Origin of the sequence: Paenibacillus sp. FSL E2-0177 (assembly GCF_037992975.1) — a bacterium.
GTDB classification, from domain to species: domain Bacteria; phylum Bacillota; class Bacilli; order Paenibacillales; family Paenibacillaceae; genus Paenibacillus_AQ; species Paenibacillus_AQ odorifer.
Map to the genome: position 1 here is coordinate 3,047,848 of NZ_CP150307.1, position 20,883 is coordinate 3,068,730.

At 43.6% G+C, this 20,883-nt stretch carries 20 protein-coding genes; 12 read left to right on the forward strand and 8 right to left on the reverse strand.

The window, feature by feature from the left end:
• Window positions 1-16 precede the first annotated feature (16 nt).
• Genes MHI25_RS13590 through MHI25_RS13600 form a run of 3 tightly spaced genes read left to right on the forward strand, consistent with a single transcriptional unit; the run spans window position 17 to window position 2,605 of the window.
• Complete coding sequence (locus MHI25_RS13590) at window positions 17-1,021, forward strand: iron ABC transporter permease (RefSeq protein ID WP_076126226.1); 1,005 nt, start codon at window positions 17-19, stop codon at window positions 1,019-1,021.
• Window positions 1,022-1,040: 19 nt separating this feature from the next.
• Entirely contained in the window at window positions 1,041-1,841 is an 801-nt protein-coding gene (locus MHI25_RS13595; protein WP_076304205.1) for an alpha/beta hydrolase-fold protein, read from the forward strand.
• Window positions 1,842-1,852: 11 nt separating this feature from the next.
• The gene (locus tag MHI25_RS13600) at window positions 1,853-2,605 is read left to right on the forward strand and encodes an alpha/beta hydrolase-fold protein (RefSeq protein ID WP_340395534.1); all 753 of its coding nucleotides are present in this window, start codon (window positions 1,853-1,855) and stop codon (window positions 2,603-2,605) included.
• 63 nt (window positions 2,606-2,668) lie between these two features.
• Here the strand turns inward: MHI25_RS13600 and MHI25_RS13605 are convergent, their stop codons facing one another.
• Together MHI25_RS13605 and MHI25_RS13610 are read right to left on the reverse strand one after the other, a co-directional pair.
• Window positions 2,669-3,205, reverse strand: a complete 537-nt coding sequence (locus MHI25_RS13605; RefSeq protein ID WP_076183573.1) for an SRPBCC domain-containing protein — start codon at window positions 3,203-3,205, stop codon at window positions 2,669-2,671.
• Window positions 3,206-3,257: 52 nt separating this feature from the next.
• Window positions 3,258-3,590, reverse strand: coding sequence for a metalloregulator ArsR/SmtB family transcription factor (locus MHI25_RS13610; protein ID WP_340395535.1), 333 nt, complete (start codon window positions 3,588-3,590; stop codon window positions 3,258-3,260).
• A gap of 345 nt (window positions 3,591-3,935) precedes the next feature.
• On the opposite strand from MHI25_RS13610, the gene MHI25_RS13615 reads away from it, so the two are divergent.
• From MHI25_RS13615 to mnhG, 7 genes are all read left to right on the forward strand, one after another.
• On the forward strand, window positions 3,936-4,574 hold the full coding sequence (locus MHI25_RS13615; RefSeq protein ID WP_232061321.1) for a universal stress protein: 639 nt from the start codon (window positions 3,936-3,938) through the stop codon (window positions 4,572-4,574).
• Between the two features lie 127 nt (window positions 4,575-4,701).
• Window positions 4,702-7,566 carry a Na+/H+ antiporter subunit A gene (locus MHI25_RS13620; protein WP_076126230.1) on the forward strand — a complete coding sequence of 955 codons (2,865 nt, stop codon included), beginning with the start codon at window positions 4,702-4,704 and terminating at the stop codon, window positions 7,564-7,566.
• A complete protein-coding gene (locus MHI25_RS13625) occupies window positions 7,566-7,901 on the forward strand; it encodes a Na(+)/H(+) antiporter subunit C (protein WP_036686402.1) in 336 nt (111 codons plus the stop codon). The genes MHI25_RS13620 and MHI25_RS13625 overlap by 1 nt, the downstream gene beginning before the upstream one ends.
• On the forward strand, window positions 7,898-9,376 hold the full coding sequence (locus tag MHI25_RS13630; protein ID WP_076189930.1) for a Na+/H+ antiporter subunit D: 1,479 nt from the start codon (window positions 7,898-7,900) through the stop codon (window positions 9,374-9,376). Before MHI25_RS13625 ends, MHI25_RS13630 begins: the two co-directional genes overlap by 4 nt.
• A gap of 4 nt (window positions 9,377-9,380) precedes the next feature.
• On the forward strand, window positions 9,381-9,854 hold the full coding sequence (locus tag MHI25_RS13635) for a Na+/H+ antiporter subunit E (protein WP_076126047.1): 474 nt from the start codon (window positions 9,381-9,383) through the stop codon (window positions 9,852-9,854).
• Window positions 9,854-10,147, forward strand: a complete 294-nt coding sequence (locus tag MHI25_RS13640; protein WP_076135632.1) for a Na(+)/H(+) antiporter subunit F1 — start codon at window positions 9,854-9,856, stop codon at window positions 10,145-10,147. Before MHI25_RS13635 ends, MHI25_RS13640 begins: the two co-directional genes overlap by 1 nt.
• Window positions 10,122-10,520: a monovalent cation/H(+) antiporter subunit G gene (gene mnhG, locus MHI25_RS13645; RefSeq protein ID WP_036686408.1), complete on the forward strand. Its 399-nt coding sequence runs from the start codon at window positions 10,122-10,124 to the stop codon at window positions 10,518-10,520. Before MHI25_RS13640 ends, mnhG begins: the two co-directional genes overlap by 26 nt.
• A 133-nt stretch (window positions 10,521-10,653) precedes the next feature.
• Here mnhG and MHI25_RS13650 read toward each other — a convergent pair whose 3' ends face one another.
• The 5 genes from MHI25_RS13650 to MHI25_RS13670 all read right to left on the reverse strand — a co-directional run bounded on the left by MHI25_RS13650 (window position 10,654) and on the right by MHI25_RS13670 (window position 15,792).
• Entirely contained in the window at window positions 10,654-11,031 is a 378-nt protein-coding gene (locus MHI25_RS13650; RefSeq protein ID WP_076126051.1) for a PilZ domain-containing protein, read from the reverse strand.
• Between the two features lie 79 nt (window positions 11,032-11,110).
• Window positions 11,111-11,923 carry a hypothetical protein gene (locus tag MHI25_RS13655; RefSeq protein ID WP_339282030.1) on the reverse strand — a complete coding sequence of 271 codons (813 nt, stop codon included), beginning with the start codon at window positions 11,921-11,923 and terminating at the stop codon, window positions 11,111-11,113.
• Between the two features lie 60 nt (window positions 11,924-11,983).
• Complete coding sequence (locus MHI25_RS13660) at window positions 11,984-13,279, reverse strand: HAMP domain-containing sensor histidine kinase (protein WP_340395536.1); 1,296 nt, start codon at window positions 13,277-13,279, stop codon at window positions 11,984-11,986.
• A gap of 79 nt (window positions 13,280-13,358) precedes the next feature.
• A complete protein-coding gene (locus tag MHI25_RS13665) occupies window positions 13,359-14,018 on the reverse strand; it encodes a response regulator transcription factor (protein ID WP_076135640.1) in 660 nt (219 codons plus the stop codon).
• A 214-nt stretch (window positions 14,019-14,232) separates the two neighbouring features.
• Window positions 14,233-15,792 (reverse strand): 4-hydroxyphenylacetate 3-hydroxylase N-terminal domain-containing protein, encoded by a 1,560-nt coding sequence (locus tag MHI25_RS13670; RefSeq protein WP_340395537.1) that lies wholly within the window; start codon window positions 15,790-15,792, stop codon window positions 14,233-14,235.
• Between the two features lie 134 nt (window positions 15,793-15,926).
• On the opposite strand from MHI25_RS13670, the gene MHI25_RS13675 reads away from it, so the two are divergent.
• Both MHI25_RS13675 and MHI25_RS13680 read left to right on the forward strand, forming a co-directional pair.
• Complete coding sequence (locus MHI25_RS13675) at window positions 15,927-16,304, forward strand: BlaI/MecI/CopY family transcriptional regulator (protein ID WP_076126059.1); 378 nt, start codon at window positions 15,927-15,929, stop codon at window positions 16,302-16,304.
• 5 nt (window positions 16,305-16,309) lie between these two features.
• A complete protein-coding gene (locus MHI25_RS13680) occupies window positions 16,310-18,529 on the forward strand; it encodes a M56 family metallopeptidase (RefSeq protein WP_340395538.1) in 2,220 nt (739 codons plus the stop codon).
• 165 nt (window positions 18,530-18,694) lie between these two features.
• On the opposite strand, the gene MHI25_RS13685 is transcribed toward MHI25_RS13680, so the two are convergent.
• Window positions 18,695-20,758 carry a methyl-accepting chemotaxis protein gene (locus MHI25_RS13685; RefSeq protein WP_340395539.1) on the reverse strand — a complete coding sequence of 688 codons (2,064 nt, stop codon included), beginning with the start codon at window positions 20,756-20,758 and terminating at the stop codon, window positions 18,695-18,697.
• Window positions 20,759-20,883 lie beyond the last annotated feature (125 nt).

Below are 20,883 nucleotides of genomic sequence, written 5' to 3' on the forward strand. Positions count from 1 at the left end.
ACAGTTTAGCCGCTATATGCTTACACTATTAGTTTTTATCCTGTTAACCCTTGTGGCCGGGTATTTTCATCTTACGAATGGCGTGTTTGATATGTCTGTAATGGATGTGATAAAAACACTGCTGCGAATAGATCCTAATGCTAAATTTGACCTGGTTATTTTTCAGTTTCGGTTACCACGGATCATTATTGCCTCATTAGTAGGAATAGGTCTGGGGATAGCGGGAACTGTCATTCAAGGGATTACCCGTAACGGGCTGGCTGATCCAGGTATCCTTGGGATTAATGCAGGCGCAGGAGCTGCCATCGTTGCGTTTATGTTTTTCTTTCAGATGTCGGGAGTTACTTTTTTCAAAGAAAGCTGGTTCTCGATACTAGCCATGCCGCTGTTTGGTTTTGTAGGTGGGCTTGCCGCAGTTGTCATTATCTTTATTTTTTCATGGCGGAATGGTGCACTCGATATGCAACGCTTGATTTTGACAGGGATCGCGATTAGCAGTGGTTTTGGTGCATTGTCGTTGTATATCTCTCTGAAAATGAATGCAAGTGATTATGAGATGGCTGCGGTTTGGAGTGTCGGAAGTATTTACAGCGCGAACTGGACTTATATCATTATGATCGCACCTTGGGTGCTTATTTTAGGATTTATAATGTATCGAAAAAGCTATTTACTCAATTATTTTCAATTGGAGGATTCCAGTACAAAGAGCTTAGGGATCTCTGTAGAAAAAGAAAAGCTGATCTTTCTGTTATGCAGTGTGGGGATCGTAAGTGTTTGTGTATCTGTATCCGGTTCTATAAGTTTTATAGGCTTGATGGCTCCTCATATCGCCAGAAGATTAGTAGGGATTAATCACCGCTATATTATGTTATCCAGTGCAGTGGTAGGGATGTTTTTGCTGGTGATCTCGGATTATTTTGCCAAAACAATATTTCAGCCGGCAGAGTTACCCGTGGGTATAGTCGTTTCGATTATTGGAATTCCTTATTTCTTATATTTATTAGCAAAGTCAAGAGTGTAGGGGAGAGTGTACAGAAAAAATGACAACACAAGTAGAGCTCGAACACACAGAATCATGGAAACTTGAATCTCAGTATATGGGTTACACGTACGATATAAAGGTTTCTCTTCCGAGAGAAGCAGCACCAGAAAAGGGCTTTCCCGTGTATTACATGCTCGATGGTAATTCATATTTTCAATTGGGTCGGGATGTTGTGAAATTGCAGTCAAGAAATGCCCCGAAAACTTTTATTGCACCAGCAATTGTGATTGGCATTGGACATTATGGTACAGATGAAGAGGTCTCCAAAAGAAGATTTTATGATTTCACACCTCCAGCGAAGCAGTATGTATATCCGGATCGATTGAAAAATGCTGACATAGGACCACATGGTGGAGCTGAGAAGTTTTTGGCTTTTTTAGAATTAGAGTTAATGCCAGCAATCAACAAGAAATATAATGTGGATCAGCATAAACAAGCCTTGTTTGGTCACTCTCTCAGCGGTTTATTTGTCCTCTGGACGTTATTCACTCGTGCGAAGCTATTCCAGTATTATTTGGCCTCTAGTCCATCCATTTGGTGGAATGATCATGAAATCCTGACGTATGCGGAGCAGTTCTATAGCAAGGGTCAAGAGCTGACGGCCGATAAACAAAAATTATTGATTACCGTAGGAAGTGAAGAATCCTTTATGGTCGATGACGCAGCAGATTTATTTTCAAAATTGAACGAGTATGCTTTGCCTAATTTAGAGGTTGAGCACTATGTCGCACCCAATGAAAATCACGCTTCTGTAGTACCAACGATTATGAGTAGAGCGTTTCGAGTGCTGAACTGTTAAGGAGTGGGGATATGACGCAAATGAGGGCAGGCGAGCTTGTGCTTTTTGAACATATGGATCGTCAGATTACCGTGTATTTACCGAAAGAATATCATCTATTTCCGGAGCGGATGTTCCCAGCGGTTTTCTTACAGGATGGAGATTTTTTGTTCAAAGAGGCGATTACAGCTATAGAGAAAGATGTGAAAGAGGGAGTAACAGAACCGGTTATTTTTATCGGGATTGATTCTCAGTTGCGGAATGATGAATATACACCTTGGGAAATGCCTGCTCTTTTTAAGGATTGGTCCTTTGGGGGCAAGGGCGATGATTATTTGAATTATGTCTATCAGGATCTTGTATCCTATATCAAAAGCTCCTATCGCATCTCTAACGAGCCGGAGAAATTGGCTTTGGGTGGTGTTTCACTAGGTGGATTAATAAGTCTGTACGCGATGTACAAGACTGAAGCTACCGTTGGGAATTTTATATTGATATCTGCGTCTGTATGGTTTAAAGATTTCATTCATTTCATGGAGACTTCAAGACTAGATAGGGAATGCAGAATTTATATGTATGTTGGTGAGCAGGAAGGGATCCACAAGACAAATGCCCAGAAGGACATGGTGCCTAACAGCAAACGTGCTTATGATATTTTAAAAGAGAAGATTGTTGGAGCGGATCAGCGAGTGAAGTTTGAGACGGATCCGCTGGGCACGCATAATGACACGTTTTTCCTGCAATATTTTCCGAATAGTATCAGGTTCTTATTTCCTGCAAAATAAACATAATAGGACGAGCAGGAGAGAGTATCCTTGCGTCGTCCTATTTATCGTGTGATAGCTGCTCTAGTTATTCTTCTGTAAATTCTCAAGATGGGCATCCAAATTGTCGAAGGTTTGGGAAATCCCCTCTAACATCCCCATATCAATCACTTGTTGCAAGGCTTCCGGAGAAGTGTATTTACCGGTATTCACCAGCTTCGTTTGACCCTCCAGGTCGATAAAATCTAGCTGGACAAGCGTTTCAGGCAAATCTTTTGAAATATTACCCTCTGCATCTGAGAATCCATCTGTATAAATGACTTGTTCTGGGACTGTAATTTCCTTATACAACGCCTTGCCCCAAGACTCCATACCGTAGAAATCCCCTTGATTCTTATCCACGCACTTCATGCAATAATGCCAAGTACCCCCTGGACGGAAATCGACATTACATACGGGAAGCGTCCAACCTTTTGGACCCCACCAGTGCTTCAAATGCTCAGCCTCAGAAAAAGCCTTGAATACTAGCTCACGTGGAGCTTGGAATACGCGCTCTAATACTAATGTGTTGCCATCAACAACTTTGGATACCACTTGGTTGGACGGGTTAGAATTTGTCATGGGATAGATCCTCCTCAAAATTTGTTTGCTTCCTGCCAATTTCGGCCTGAGGCTATGATTTATTATTGTTTTCATTGCTCTGTAGCTTTTGTAAATAATCATCCAGTCGATCGTATCGTTCTTCCCATATATGGCGGTAGGAGTTTAACCAATCGTCTATTTCCTTAAATGGATCAGGACGGAGCTTGCAAATGCGCTTGTTAGCTACAGCTTGAACTTCAATTAAGCCCGCTTCACTAAGGACGCGCAAATGCTTGGACGCTTGAGGCTGCCGTAGCTGAAGACTTTCTGCAATCTCCCCAACGGTTAGAGGATTCTTGCGTAATAGTTCAACGATCTGCATGCGGTGGGGCTCAGCTAAGGCACTCATAACGTTAGTATTCATAAACACAGATCACTTCGATTCATTAAATTCATTCCCATCTCTATTATGATATACTCTGGTTGAGCGGCTCTATAGCGCCTCCTTTTTGGTATTTCCTGTTTGTGATGATAATATACCACAGAGGGAATATTCCTGTAAAGGAATATATAATAACCATTGTATGACAACTGCTAGAGAAGGGCATGATACAAGCATTAAAAAGAAATATGTTCCATGATAACCAACAAACTTTACAAAAAACATAGGAATAGATATAATTAAGTATAACTTATCGGGTTTTAGAATTACGCAAGGGGCCTAACGCCAGTGGGCTCCTTTTGTATTTCTTGGCCATGTTACAGGAGGGTGAAGGTCATACACAATGAAAAGATTATGGTTTGTGTTCATTATGGTCCGCATGGGGAGCGTTTAATCCGGCGTGGTGTCCAACTATCTGAAATTATAGGGGCGCCATTGTTTGTATTAAATGTCGATAGTTCGGATATTGATGAATATAATCAGAGCAAAGAAATGTATATGACGGTCTGGAAACGTCTTGCCGATGAAGCTGGCGCAGAGTTTATCATTCGGAAACGTGAAGGCCGAAAAACAACAGATATTATTGTAGAAGTTGCTGAAGAGAATGAGGTTACACAGATCGTCATTGGACAATCTGCTCAAACTCGGTGGCAGGAGCTTACCAAACGTAATTTCATCAATGAACTCATTGGTAAAATGAAAATGATGGATCTGCATGTCGTGGCTGTGCAGCGGATGCGTGCAGGGCTGGAAGAAACCCATGAGGAAGGCGTTATCGCTTACCTGGTCAAAAACGGGGCTGAGTACCAGCTCAGTGATGAACCTCAGGGAGAGTATTCGCTTAAGGGAAAGTTCTTTCACGAACTACACACAGAATTTGAGAACGGTTTATTCAGAATTGAGCAAGAAGATGGAAAGGCTAGATATCTGCATATTTGTGATGGCACATTGACCGATTCTTTATAATCGGGCTTGCCCTTATCAACATTGGGGCCTTGTATAAAAGGCCCTACCAATCATATGATCTTTGGCTTTTGGTAAAAAAGTAAGTACTAAAGTTCACAACTTGATAAGCTCAAGTGGAAAAGGAGGACTGCCTTTGCTGCATGTAATCATACTTGTTCCGTTTCTAATGGCCTTAGTAATCGCACTTTTGTCCAAGAGAGCACCCAACCTTCATAGAGGATGGCTTGTTTTCCCTGGTTCACTCGTTTTGTTTGTTTATTTCTTAACCCGGATTCCCGTTATTAAAGGTGGGGATTTGGGATATGAAACCATTTCATGGATTCCTTCACTAGGAATTGATTTGGTTTTCCATCTGGATGGATTAAGTTTGTTGTTTGCTTTGCTAATCACTGGGATGGGTAGTCTTGTAATTATCTATTCAATTTATTATCTGGACCGGCGAAAAGAAGCGTTAACCCCTTTTTATATTTATCTAATGTTGTTTATGGGGGCGATGCTTGGCGTTGTGCTCTCGGATAACTTGATGGTGTTATATGGCTTTTGGGAATTAACAAGTGTTTCGTCATTTCTGTTAATTGCCTTTTGGCATCGGCGGCAAAAATCGCGGTATGGTGCTCTCAAATCTATGTTGATTACCGTATTTGGTGGTTTAGCAATGTTTGCCGGCTTTTTAATGCTTTATGTAATGACAGGCACCTTTAGTATCCGGGAAATTTGGAGTGAGGTTGGCGATATTAGCGGGCATGCTTTATTTATTCCGGCGATGCTACTAATTCTCTTAGGTGCCTTCACCAAATCAGCTCAGTTCCCGTTTCATATCTGGCTGCCGGATGCCATGGAGGCACCGACACCCGTCAGCGCCTATCTGCACTCGGCAACGATGGTTAAAGCTGGATTGTATCTTGTCGCCCGTTTCAGCCCTGTTTTTGCGGGGCAATATGAGTGGTTCTGGGTTGTGTCAGGCGTCGGTTTGATCACCTTGATTTATGGCTCCATCCAGGCGATGAAGCAGACGGACCTGAAGGCTCTATTAGCCTATTCAACGATTAGTCAACTTGGACTGATTATGGGATTGCTGGGAATGGGATCGGCAGCGGCATTTTATGTAGGGGAAGATTCAGTCTTTTACACTGCTGCAACAACAGCGGCTATCTTTCACCTTATTAACCATGCCATCTTTAAAGGCTCTTTGTTTATGATGGTCGGTATAGTTGACCATGAGACGGGTACCCGCGACCTGCGAAAGCTGGGCGGATTGATTTCCATTATGCCGGTTACCTTTACGGTAGCGATGATCGGCAGTTTCTCGATGGCTGGTTTGCCGCCATTTTCCGGGTTTTTAAGTAAAGAGATGTTTTTTACGGCTGTTCTGAATATCCGAAACCTGGATATATTGTCTATTCCCTCGTTGTTTACGCTCTTCCCGGTTTTGGCCTGGATTGCCAGCGTGTTTACTTTTGCATACAGTATGATTTTGGTTTTCCACACCTTTTTCGGAAAATATCAGCCTGAGAAGCTGGACAAAAAACCGCATGAAGCCCCATTTGGACTTCTGCTTGCCCCGTGCCTGCTAGCAGTGCTGTCTATATTTATCGGTTTTTTCCCGAATATATTATCCAAAACACTTATTATCCCTGCAATGAATGCTATTCACCCTATCTTGCAGACCGGAGAACCCTTTGTTGTGAATATTCATTTCTGGCACGGCTTTACACCAGAAATATGGATGACACTTGGTGTTGTGATTCTTGGTATTATTGTATACCGAATCTATGGCCGCTGGAGTCTGGTCGATAAAGAATGGGGCAGTGGCTACACTTTAAATCAAGTCTATGACGGAGTAATCCGGCTGGTCGAGAAATCGTCTAGGGCGTTGACTGGCACCTATATGACAGGTTCCATGCGCCATTACTTGATGTATATCTTCGCTTTCCTGATCGTAGCCATTGGTGGAGCCGTGTGGTATACCGATGGAATAACGCTTGGGACAACTGAATATGCTCCGTTTTCTTTGTTTGAAGTTATTGTTGTTATGGTTATGCTTGTGGGCGCTTTGGCTATCCCCTTTGTTCGTTCCAGAATCACAGCCATTTTGTTAACAGGAATGGTTGGTTATATGGTTACTTTACTCTTTGTTCTGTTCCGGGCACCTGATCTGGCGCTTACCCAGATGATTGTCGAAGTAGTATCCGTTACATTGTTCCTGCTATGTTTTCGGCATTTGCCTAAGCTGGAGAAAGAGCCGCTCAAACTTCGGTCCCGCTTGCCTAAGCTAATTATTTCCATCGGGATGGGAATAACTATGACATTGGTTGCACTTGCTGCTTTAGGCAGTAGTCCGTTCGAATCCATCTCGAAATATTATGTGGAGAATAGCTATACCTTGGGTGGCGGTAAAAATATTGTTAATGTTCTGCTCGTTGATTTCCGCGGCTTTGATACCATGTTTGAAATTACAGTGCTTGGCCTTGCCTCACTTGCTATTTATTCCATGATCAAACTGCAGCTGGATACGGATGGAACTATTGCCCCACTGAAGCGGGCTGTGAAGGATAATAAACCACGTTCTTCTGTAAGTGATGATGTGTTACTACAAGCGGTAGCTAAAGTAGCCTTCGTTATGATACTAATATTTTCGCTTTATCTGTTTTTCGCCGGACATAATAATCCGGGAGGCGGATTTATTGGAGCATTGATGGCATCAGCCGCATTGGTACTGCTCGCCATTACTTTTGGGATTGATATGGTTGAGAAGGTATTGCCTATCGACTATCGTAAGTTAATCGCGGTTGGGGTATCTGTAGCTTTTCTTACAGGAATAGGTTCGTTTTTATTCGATGTACCTTTTCTGAGCCAAGCGTTTGGCTATTTCCAACTGCCACTTATGGGCAAAACAGAACTGACCACAGCAATGTTCTTTGATCTCGGTGTTTTCTTAGCTGTTATTGGTGTCACTATGAATATCATATTTACGATCGGGAGGGATAGCTAATGGAGCTTATTATTGCCCTGGCGATCGGTGTACTGTTTTCCGTAGGTGTTTATCTAGTTCTTTCCAAAAGCTTGCTGCGCATCCTTCTGGGAACCACTTTAATAACGCACGGCGTTCATTTGTTGTTACTGACAATGTCTGGCCTCAAGACAGGTGCTGCACCATTGCTGGGTGAGGAAGCGGAAGCTTATGTCGATCCTTTGCCGCAGGCGCTCATTTTGACCTCTATTGTAATTAGCTTTGGAGTAACAGCATTTTTTATTGTTTTGGCATACCGGACTTACCGCTCGACGGGTACCGATGATGTGGAAGGAACCAAGGAGGAGAGACGATGAACAACTTGTTAGTGCTGCCTCTGCTGATTCCGGCCATTACGGCAGTTATACTCATTTTTTTGAAAGAACGAGTACGTCTGCAACGAATCATAAGTGCCGTCAGTGTGTTTGTAAATATCTTTGTTGCAGGATTCATTGTGTATCAGGTAAATACAAACGGTATCCAGACCTTATATATGGGGGGATGGCGTCCACCTTATGGCATTGTGTTTGTTGCCGATATGTTTTCGGCATTGCTCGTTTTGACTGCGGCCATTGTTGGCGCGGCTTGTCTGTTTTTTTCCTTCGCTAGCATTGGGGAAGACAGGGAACGGTTTTATTACTATCCGTTTTTCCATTTTTTATTAACCGGGGTATTTGGCTCTTTCCTCACCGGGGACCTGTTTAACTTGTTTGTCTGCTTTGAGGTGCTGTTAGTTGCCTCTTACGCTTTGATCGTACTTGGTGGGTCCAAGGGTCAACTGCGAGAGACATTAAAGTATGTATTAATTAATGTGATTTCCTCTTCCTTGTTTGTGGCGACGATTGCTTATTTATATGCCGCGACAGGAACACTGAATATGGCGCATCTATCTATGCGTGTAGCAGAGGCGGGACAAGGCGGTGTAATGAACGTCATTGCGGTCCTGCTGCTAATTGTATTTTCGATTAAGGCAGGTTTACTGCTCTTTTTCTGGCTTCCCGATTCTTATAGTGCACCACCATTGGCTGTTAGAGCCCTGTTTGGGGCTTTGCTAACCAAGGTCGGATTGTATGCAATTACTCGTACCTTTACTTTGATTTTTATTCAAGAACCGGGACTCACCCATACATTGATTGCCTGGATGGCGGGGGCGACGATGATACTTGGGGCAATCGGGGCATTGGCATACAACGATTTGGGCCGAATATTTAATTATAATATCATCATCAGTGTAGGATTTATTGCTTTTGGGATCTCTGTCGCGACTCAGGATTCGTTAAATGGTGTAGTGTTTTATTTAATGCATGACATGGTTGCCAAAGCATTATTATTCTTTCTGGGTGGGATGATTATCTCAGCTTCAGGCACTGACCGCTTAAAAGAAATGGGTGGTTTAATCCGACGTTATCCGTGGACCGGCTGGATGTTTTTTGTACTGACTTTGGCATTGGTTGGTGTTCCACCCCTTAGTGGTTTCGCTGGAAAAGTGATGATGGTGCGGAGTGGATTTGGCGAGAATCACGTGGCTCTGGCGCTGATTGCACTTGCATCCAGCTTCGTAGTGTTATATTCCTTGATCAAGGTATTCCAGCAAGTGTTCTGGGGTGGCGAGAAAAGGGAAGAACAAGTCAAACCGCTTCATTATAAAGCTATGATGGCACCGGCAGCTGTTCTGTTCGCGATTGTAATTCTGATGGGTGTGGGTGCGGAGACGGTAAACGGACTTGTCAGCCAAGCCGGAGCTGTACTGGCTGATCCAGCACTATACATCAACGCTGTCATGAAGGAGTGATACTATGGCTTTTCAACTATTATTGAATTTCATGATAGCATTCCTGTGGATGTTCCTGCACAATGACTGGACTGGGCCACGTTTCGTCATTGGTTTCTTGATCGGTATCCTCATTCTGCTCGGAATGCGACGTTTTTGGCCCAGATTATATCTAGGAAAAGTGTGGGCAATTATTAAGCTAATCCTGTTGCTGCTGCGGGAGCTGGTCGTTTCAAGCTATGTAGTAGTAAAAGCTGTTCTGAGACCGGAGCTTAATATACGTCCAGCAATCTTAAAATATACTACAGAGCTGAAATCGGATTGGGAAGTGGCTACGTTGATCACATTGCTCTGCCTTACTCCCGGATCTGTGGTACTTGAAGTTTCGGATGATAACCGGACTTTGTATATTCATGCCATGGATGTTGAGGATCCCGCACAGTTCAGAGCGAATATCCGTGACACCTTTGAGCGTGCGATATTGGAGGTGACCCGTTAATGATCCAATTTATTCTTATGCTCTCGCTTACGATTATGGCGCTGGCGATTGGTGTATGTGCCTGGCGGTTGTTGAAGGGACCTTCTTTGCCCGACCGGGTAGCGGCACTGGATACGATTGGAATTAATCTGTTAGCCATGGTAGCCGTTCTTTCTGTTTTACTCCGAACGCAGGCTTTTATCGAAATTATTTTGTTAATAGGCATTCTTTCCTTTATCGGCACGACGGCATTTGCCAGATACATCGAAAGGGGAGTGGTGCTAGAACATGGAAACGATCAAGACAGTCGGTGAATTGCTGTTTGCCTTATTAATACTGATGGGGGCATTGCTTAGTGCTGTAAGTGCTTATGGTCTGATTCGGCTGCCTGATGTTTATCTGAGATCACATGCCGCTGCCAAAAGTGCCACCCTTGGTGTTTTATGTGTTCTGAGCGGGGCCTTTCTATATTTTGCATTTTTTCTAGATCATATAAGTGCTAAGCTGCTACTGGGGATTGTCTTTGTATTTATGACCTCACCTTTATCTGCACATTTGACGGGCAGAGCTGCTTATCGCTCAGGGGTTCCCTTATGGAATCGCAGAATTCAAGATGATTTAAGAGAGGTACTGGAGAAAGAAAAAGCTGTAGCAGCATCCCCTGAACGGGATGTGCCTCAAGAATAAAATCCATGAAATGGTGATCTGCGATTTCGGATTACAACAATAAGTTTGGATCGCAATAGCTAAAAAGCAACAACCCTGCATGAAAACGCGGGGTTGTTGCTTTTTTAGATTAAAACTACTCTTTTTTGTTATCTTAACGAACTAATATTTTGCCTTCTCCAGCAAGGATGCGAAGTACCCTTGGGAGTCGATCACCATCATTCTCAGGGATGTCCAATTGAATGCCGTAGTGGAAACTGCCTTGTTGTTCTTTGTTCCATTTCAATATTCCTTCTATGTACATAGATTCATCCGTAAGATTCATTTCCATGCCAATGCGTACTAGGTTATTTTCTGGGTTGATATTGAGGGGTAACGATAAGTGGCAACCCGATCGACTGATGTCGAACAATACAGCCCTTACAGGCTTGGAAGGAACCTGAATTCCGTTAATAGTAAGAATATGAAGATCAAATGTTACAGGTTCTTTAAGGGTATATCGAAAAGGTTCGGTTCTGCGATTAGTGTTCATATGCTCCTCCATACTTTTCCATGTAATATAAATTATCGACATAAAAGTAGGATTAGTGAAGAGCTGATTCTATTTTTGATTATTTCAGTACTTGAGCAGTCTCGTAGGTAAGGCAGCGCAGACTTTGATCAGGATAACGCATTTCTGCCGTGTAGCTGCTGCCATCTTCCAGCATCATCTGAACAGCGACCATGCCGCGTTTATCATTGGTGTCAGTGTTGATCAGTGTTGCTGTAGCAATTTTCCGGTTTTCTTTTTGTTTATCTGTAAGGATAGTTATGGCCGCATTGATCCAACGGGCATCTTTATAGATAGTGCTGGCAGCAGAAGCGCTAATTGGTGTTCTTTTCAGAGCAATATTAATCGCGGTCGTGTTCACTACCATACCGTTTATGGGATCAATTAGTACATCATATTCCCAGAATTCCTTACCTTGCCCTTCTAGGGTCTTGGCGTTATATGGACTGAAATGTACAGCCCATGTCCACGGCAGCGAGGTTCGGGTATCACTCAGAATAACCCGCATCTGCAGCTTGGCAATATCCACATCGAATAATTTGCGTACGCTTGTAGCAGCAAGAATAACGGCATCAGTCTGACTCAAATTCCCTGCAGCAGGCGGTGTGACAGTGGTCCGTTTGGATTCAGAAGTCTCATGACCAGCCATGTCTATGAAATTGTTAATGGGTTGTATTTCTTTAGGACTCATCTGCGGTTGTAGATCGTCATTCACTGTGGAGGACACCGGCGTTGGTGCTTCCAACTTCATCCCTTGGGTTTTGGTGCTGGTTAAAGCTAAATGGGTGGTGTTTTGAATGACTGCACTGACGATTAGCAGACTCCCCGAGAACAGGAGTACAGCTAAAGTAGTGGGGAATTTTTTGTTATTCACTTGAATAACCTCCATTTGCTTCGGATGATGCTGAATCTTCCTAACCTTAAACTATAGATGTTATAGAGTAGGTGAACAGATGTTATGGAGTTGTAAAAAGATGCGGATACTTGTTCCTTGACCTAAAGTAGAATTGAGTGAAATTCTAGTTTGATGCGCATCTGCGATTTGCTTGCATAAAGATAAACCAAGACCCGCACCCCCGTATTCGCGTGTGCGCGATTTTTCACCTCGATAAAAGGGTTCAAATACACGCGCGCTCTGTTCCGGTGTCATCCCAAATCCTGAATCACATACTTCCAATATGGCTTCATTTTGCAATACATAGGCAAGCAAGCGGATGGTGCTCCCTTGCGGAGATGCATGAATGGAATTTTCGACAAGGTTAACCAAGAAGGAAGTTAGCAGATCATGATCACCCCAAACCGCAGGGATGGAATAATCCATTTCTAGTTTGATGCCTGCTTCGTCCAATTTAAGCTGCTCAATCTGTTTAACCGATTTGAACAAATCTGATATGTCTACTTGTTTCAGAGTCAGAGGATGATGCCGTAGGACGGACAAATCCAGCAGTTTGAAGGCTAAATTCTTCAGGCGTAAAGTTTCACTAAGGATATATTGACCAGCCTTCTGCTGTTCTTCCTGGCCTATATTCGCGGAAGTCAGAAATTCAGCAAATCCCTGCATACTGGTTAAAGGTGTGCGCAGTTCGTGGGCGAGGTTATCGACCATTCTCTGCTTTTCATCGGCCATATTAGACAGTTCGATCACGTGCTGTTCCACTGCGTTTGCCATTCGGTTAAAGTTCAGGGCTAACTCACCAAATTCATCTTTACTGCGCAACTGCACGCGCTCGGTATATTTGCCTTCAGCGATCGTTTTTGTAGTCTTTGAAAGCTGTTTAAGTGGTTTGGTCAACTGCCGGATCAGCAAGTAGAGTAATAGGAGCAGAATTGGACCGATAATCCAGTTAATCATTACAAAAAAACGGTTCAGCTCATGCTGCTTAGCATACAGGTCACTGATATCACGTTGATAAACGATCGACAAAGCTTGATAGGGAGCAGGGAGCTCAGTAGAGAGTTGAATAGAATGTGACTCCGGTGTTGAGACTGATGGGACTCCGGCATTCGGATAAACCAGCTGGTCATTCTCCCAGAGCTGTAGTCCGATTCCCTGCTTATGATAAAATTCACCATAGGATTGAGCCACACTTGAGATTAAAGTAGAGGTAAGTGTGGCCCCACGGGTCTGAATCGATTCAAGATTTTCATAAATGTTGTTTGCAATTAATAGCTGTTCGCTTGAAGCACGCTGCATTTCGCTGTCCATGTTCAGCTGCCAGCTTTTTTTCATAATCATGATTACACTTACATCTAGGGCGACGATGAAGAAGGCGAGGACTGACAGCAGAATTTTATGCCAGAATCTCATACTAGACCTGAACTTCCAAGCGGTAACCAAGCTTAAATACGGTTTTAATTCGTTCTTCCCAGCCTAGTTTTTTGCGCAGCTGTCTGATGTGAACATCTACAGTACGGGTATCTCCTTCAAAATCATAGCCCCAGGCTAATTCCAGCAACTTTTCCCTTGATAAAGCAATATTTCTGTTACGGATAAGGACCTCAAGCAGCTCAAATTCCCTAGCGGTTAAATCTACGGGTATCTGATCCACCATCACAAGCCTCTCAAGATAACGTACCTCAACGTTTTCACAGAGAAAATTGGAAATGCCTTTTTCGCTCCTGCGTAACACCACATTGATTCTTGCCAACAATTCAAGGATTTCAAAAGGTTTAATAATATAATCATCGGCGCCCAGCTCAAAGCCTTTGATGCGATCAGCCAGTGAATCTTTTGCGGTGATCAGAATCACCGGAATTTGTAAGTGAGCAATCCGCTGCATGATCTCAAAACCATCCAGTTCGGGCAGCATTATATCGAGCAGAATTAAATCGGCCTTTTCACGTTCCAGCAGTTCAATAACCTCCAGCCCGCGATAAGCCTTGCTATAGGTATGTCCGACTAATTTTAGATTCATAGTAATTAAGTCACTGATTGCACGTTCATCTTCTACGACTATGATATGGCCCATAGTTCATTGTTCCCTCCTAAGCTAGCAAATCACTTCCTAATGCTAATAAACTATAAACAACTTATTACAGAATTGTCCAGTGCAGGTATGAAAAAGCATCTAGTTCTTCCTAATTTGGTTTGTTGATAAAGCTTAAAAAGGACTGAAAAAGAGAGCGGAAGCAGTCTCTTAATCAATCCTGAAAAACATCATTATAAACCTTCGCAACTCTTGATTAATTGGAAATTCCATCTGTTGTTGACTTAGACAAGTGGGCATCAGGGGCAATAAATTCGTGAACGATTTGACGAAAATATTCGTGATTATCATAGCTGTTGTACATACGCCAGGCCACTGTTTGGGAGTTGCCGAAAAATAACCGCTCGAACTGGGTTTGACGACCTCCGAATGCACCCGCTCCTAGTTCCCAAGCCAGCCGGAATAAGGCATTTCGATACCACGCATCCGAGACATTTCCCTTCAAATACTCATAAAGATACGAACCAGCGCTTGATGTAAAGTCGGCTTCAGAGGGGATCATGATGAGCCCGCTTGAACTGAGGTTTTGAACCATTTCAACCATCTCTGGATAAAACTCTGAAAAGTGAATGGTTGAAGCCAACAGTGGACCTTTATCTGGAACGAGATATCCAAATTTGTCGAGCGAAGCCCCTATTTCCGCTGCAAGTCTTAAGGCTTTGAAAGTTTCTAAATAGGTTAATATTCTGGAAATAGGCAAAATCGTGTAGGCCTCAAGGACAGCATTTTGTTCTTCCGCCAAAGACTCTAGCATACCAAGAAAAAACTCGGTCTTTGCAATATAGCGGGTGATAATTTGGTGGGCCATATGCGTATGAAAGTTACTCTCGCCGAATAATCGGGAACAGTACCTCTCATCGCCATAATAAAATATACGATCATGAGGGACCAGTACGCGGTCAAAGATAACAAGGGTATCCATTTCTTCATATCTTGAACTTAACGGATGGTCGTAGGAGGATGAGGCAGCGTAGCTTTCACGGCAAAAAAAAGTCATCCCAGGCAGATCATTAGGCACCGCAAAGGCAAACGCAAAGGGATTATCATCATCCACAAGTGAGGGTGAGGGAGTTGGGAATACAAGCATTTCATCGCATGTAGCTCCCTGTGTTGCCATCATAAAAGCACCGGTAACAAACATCCCTTGATCATTGATTTCTACGACTTTTGCAGCGATAGAATCCTCTGTAGCATCAATCTGGCCGGATATTTTGCTGGCTTGAGGCTGGATGAAAGCATGGGATAAGGAAATGTCATGATCTCGACAGAAGGCATAGTATTTTCTGAGGTTCTCAGCATATTTCGGATTATGATCCTCAAGGATATCAGCAGCTGTGAACAGAGACATGATGGCCGTATTCATATAATCGGGGGAACGTCCTAAAAATCCGTGGTGTCTGTTGGACCAGAGTTCAATCATTTTTCTCCGGCGTTCTAAATCTTCAGCATTTTTGGGTGGAAGAAAAGATAAACCAACCGGATCTCCAGTATCAGGTGAAGGATAGGTCATCTGCGCCAAATAACGTTCATCACACTGCATGTTATACATTTCGGCTTGTGTTTGTATGAGACCTTGAAAGGCAGGGTGTTTGGATAAAGGACCTTCAACACGTGTTCCTTTGTACCAGATATTGATCTTTTGCCGGTCGATTCGTTCGATGTATTGATTACCTGTTTTTATAGGCATAGGTTCCACCTCTTTGAAGTCATCTTTGACTAATAAAGCCGTATTATTGCTATTAATGTACGTAATCATGAATCTCCGTGTACATTGTCCATAAACCGTGGTGAGCTGGGAGTTTAGGGTTGACATAAACGATGCTGACTTGTATATTTTGGATATTGGATTACAAGTGTAGTCATACAGAGGAAAGAAAGGCGGATAGAATGATGTCTACGGAAACTCCAAAGATCTCGGATGCCGAGTGGGAAGTGATGAAGGTGCTGTGGGCAAGTGCCCCACGCACTGCAGGTGAGATTGTTGAAGCACTAGAAGGCAGCAGGGACTGGAACCCAAAGACGGTACGGACGTTGATTAAGCGTCTGACAGAGAAACGGGCTATTGGTTATAACCAGACAGGTAGGGTGTATTCCTATTATCCGCTGGTGCGGGAAGAGGAATGTGTCCAATCGGAGACAAGATCCTTTCTGAAGCGGATCTACGGTGGAACTCTGCGCCCGATGTTGGTCAATTTTTTGCAGGATGAAAAGTTGTCCCGGGAAGATATTGAAGAACTGAAGAGAATTTTGGATGAACGAAAGGACTGAGCCGCTTGCTGGAAGCTGCATACAATCTGTTCGTCAAGGTATTGTCGCTGTCTGCCATGGCGAGCGTGCTGGCTCTGCTGATCTTATTGACCCGCTTCCTGTTCAAGGATCGTCTGAAACCTACTTGGACGTATCTTCTGTGGATACCATTGATCGTGAGGCTGGCTATACCTTGGGCACCTGAAAGCACATTTAGTATTTTTAATCTGTTGCCGCTGGAGAAAGAAACGGCGCAGAGTTCCTTTATTCCGTCAGCGCAATCGGAAGTTGGCTTTACTTATGTCCCAGAGTTGACCGGAGGGGAAAAGGAACCGCCGTCAGTTACTGGAATTGCAAAAACTGGACCTTTGCCGGGAGAATCGACATCGGATGATGTGGCACAAGTCAATCCGCATACCGATTCAGGATGGGAGCCGATACATGTACTGGTTTTGGTGTGGTTTGGCGGAGCGGCGGTGGTGCTGGGCATGTCGGTTCGAGCGCAACTGCGATTTACCGCACGGGTTCGACAGGAAACGGAGATTCATTCCTCAGAAGTCCAACGGTTGTTCAAATCCTGTAAGCAGGAAATGCAGGTGCGTCGCCCAGTCAAGCTGATCGGGACGAAGCAGATTGCCGTACCGACACTACTTGGCGTTATGCGGCCCAAGTTGCTGCTGCCCACCTCTACTTTACACACTCTGGAGACGAACGGACTCCGTCATATATTCCTTCATGAGCTGGCACATGTGAAGCGCCATGGCATTTTGCTAAATCTGCTGACAGGTCTGCTGCTGGCCATGCATTGGTTTAATCCTCTGTTGTGGTATGCCGTACGCCAAATGAAAGACGATCAAGAGGTTGCCTGTGATGCTCTGGCCTTGAAGCATCTTGAACCAGCTTGCCACAGAAGTTATGCCTTGACACTTCTCAAATTGTTAGAAACCTTACCCGATCCGATCCGGTTGGCAGGTACAGCTGGCATTTCAAGCAGTAAAAAGGAAATGGAAAGAAGGATTATTATGATCACCAGGCACAAAAAATTTACGGCAAAAAGCTCAATGCTGGGCCTCGCTGTAATTATGATCTTAAGTGGCTGTACCCTTACAGGAGCAAAGCTAAATTCTGCATCAGCTCCGGCAATGAGCGCTCCTGCTACTTTTCAGGCAGAAGTGCAGGATAAAAATACAACGGATTCCAGTGTTAAAGGCACTTTATTGGCGGAAAAAAACGGAATCACGGTATCTGCTAATCCCACTGGTGAGAATACACTTTTGCATAAAGTCACGGTAGATGTGCGTGGTGAAGTAAGCCGTACGTTCTTGTGGAATGCAGGTGAAGATAAAACTCGGCCTCCATTGATTGAAGAAGCAGATGTGAACGGAGATGGAACTAAAGAAATTTTCATACGCATTACGACCGGCACGGGTACTGGACTTTCTATGAGTGAGATTCATGTGCTCCAGCCTGCTAGCTTGGAAGAGCTTGTGGTTGAAGATCCGATCGAAACGTTGAATCAGAAGCTGAAATCATCCATTACACATCGAAATAACCACACTTATGTATCTGCTGAACTGGACGGAAAGCATTTGACCAAAGTGTATGATTACACGGAGGGAGCTTGGGGAGAGAAGGTCGGATTTGGCTCTATAGTTTCATACGAACTGATAGATGACCAAATTGTAGCCCATATGTCCGGTGCGGCGTCTATGTCTGAGTTTCCGCTCGAAGTTATTGCCGTTTACGGGAAGAATCTGACCATTGAGAGCGCACAGATGTACTATGGATCGTTTATATCTCCACCACTCAGTGAACAGGATATCAAGTCCATGATGGAAAAACAGCTTCCGGCAAGTGGTTGGACCTTTAGCAAAGACGGAGATCAGTATAGGGTGGATATAGATCCACTGAATGGCGTAGGGGAAGGCAATAGCTATAAAATAAATCCGCTTACCGGAACGGTTCATGACGTAACTTCTGGCAGTCCACTGAGAAGTCTTGTAAACCGAGAAGCGATAGATCTGTGGAACATCTCTAACGGTACAGAATACCAGAAGGAACTGTATAAGTTACTCCAACCTATCTTTGATACAGAGGGTTTCAAGCCAACAGATACGGACTGGATTTCAGGCTTTATCGGGGATGGTTATTTGTTCAGTGATGTTAGGCAAGGAAGCAGGGAATTCACGATTAAAGTAGATGTCTTTACTGGTCAGTGGGAGGAAATTCCTGACCCGTATCAATAGTTAAGTTTCAAGGTCTGTACCGTATTATTGAAGAGACCATTACTAGCGAATTGAAACTAAAAGCAGCCAGTACGCGCCGATAGATTATCGGCATGCACTGGCTGCTTAATTTTTCTAGAAGGGAGGACAGTCTTACGACTGTGTAAATTACGGATGACTAAAGGACTATTCGACCTGGAACTGGTTTAATTCGTCCTGAAGCTTTTTGGACAACTGATTGAGCTGCAGGGACAGTTCGGCAACCTGTTCAATGCTGTCCAATTGTTCTTGCGTACTTGCGCTAACTTCTTCCGTTGAAGCGGAATTCTCTTCTGTAGTTGAAGAAATGATTTCGAGTGCCTGTAGGATTTCATCTTTGTGTTTATGGACTTTGGAGGTGTTGCTGCTGATTTGAATCATACGTAATCTTAAAGCCTCCAAATCGCTGTTGATGCTAAAGAATACCTGTTTCGTAGCCTGCACGGATTTTGCATTTTCTTCGGCAATTTCAAGTCCTTGGGCTGTGTATTCCACAGATGCTCTAGTTTTCTCTTCGATTTCATGAACCTTTCTGCCAATCTCCTGTGTAGCCTGTGCAGTCTGCTCCGCCAACTTGCGAACCTCTCCGGCAACAACGGCAAATCCGCGTCCCTGTTCTCCCGCACGTGCTGCTTCTATGGAAGCATTTAGCGCCAGCAGATTGGTTTGCGTAGCGATTTGATGTACCGTGTCCACGATGCTCGAAATTTCATGACGGCTTTGATCAATATCATGGATGGCAGACGATATCGAATGAGTGGAGTTGTGATTTTCTTCTGCCCATTTTGATAACTGATCCAACACACCCAAACCCAGTTCGCTCTGGTCGGCAGAAGCTTGCACCATCGTCTCTATGGCTATGGCATCATTAGCGATTTCGTCAATTTGACCAGATAATGATCCGGTTTTTTGCAAAATCGTATCCGTTTCGATCGACTGATAGTTGGTTGCATTCGCAATCTCATTAATGGCTGTGGCTGTATCGTTCATCGTTATAGCTGTGCGGGAAGAAATAGATTGCAGATCTTTTGAGGACTGGTTTAATACCTGAGCGGAGGTACCCACTATTTGGAGCATCCCTTGAATTTTCTGGACCATGTTGAATATTCCGTTGGAGATTTGTCCAATTTCGTTGCTGGAATAGGCATCAAATTGAACCGTCAAATCCCCATTTTCCACCCGTTTGATTTTGGTAAGCAGCTTCGGTATGGATCTGAGCAGATAACGGAGCGTGATATACGAAAATAGAACGAGCAGAATCGCCGCTGCAACAAACCCGCCAATCGTAATCCAGGTGAACTTTTTTAATTCGGAGAGCACTTCCCGCTCTGAAATAGTTAAACCTACGGACCAGCCGGTATCTTTACTTGTAGCATAGCCGATGTAACGGCGTTCTCCGTTGTCATTAATCAGATGTACGCCGGATTCACCAACGATCATTTTCTTGCCGATTCCCCCAAGATCACCTGGCAGCTCATTAATCTTTTCCTTTGTGACCTTAGACTGGTCTGGGTGATACAGAATATCACCTGTTTTGGAGGCGAGAATCGAATAACCTGTGCTGCCTAGCTTATAGCTTTCCATTATCTCAGGGATATTTTTAGACGCTATATCAACCGCGACAAAACCGATTAATGTATTGTTGTCATTTTTTATCGGATAGAAAATACCCATCAGCATATCACCTGTAGTGATGTCAATATAAGGATCGGAGTAGTACAGGCCGTCTGCTTCGACTGCTGGCTTATAATACGGCCGTTCTTTAATGTTAAAAGCAGCATCTGATGTCGTACCATTGTTGAGGATATAAAAACCTTTGCCGGCAGTACTAGCAATCCATGCATCTGCAAAAGTGGGTTCCACCTTTACAATGGCAGCTAGTGTCTTTGCTACTTCAGCGGCATGCGGAGAAGTCTTGGCCATTTCAGGAACTTCGGTGGTTTCGATGTATTGTTTGAATAAGTTATTCGTTGACATTTGCTTGACCAGTGAACCCTTTTCCTTAAATAGTGCATCAAATTGACTGACAAGTGCCTGTGTTTTGGTCTGAAGCATAGATTCTTGTTGTTTCACAAGTATGCTGCGAGTGCTGGAAAACATAAAGGTTCCCAAGATTGAGAAGACGACAACAATAATAACTAAAAGTACAATGGACAAAGTATTTGCTATGCTTGATGAACCAAACCGCCTTTTTTTTAGTTGTTGTAACATGCTACCATCTCCCCCAAGTTGTCTCTGAGCAAATAGCTCATAAGAACATATCGGAAGATAGTGAGATTTTCGAAATAGTAATTTTGAGAATGAAAAAATTAAATTAAAATGGATGATGCACAGGA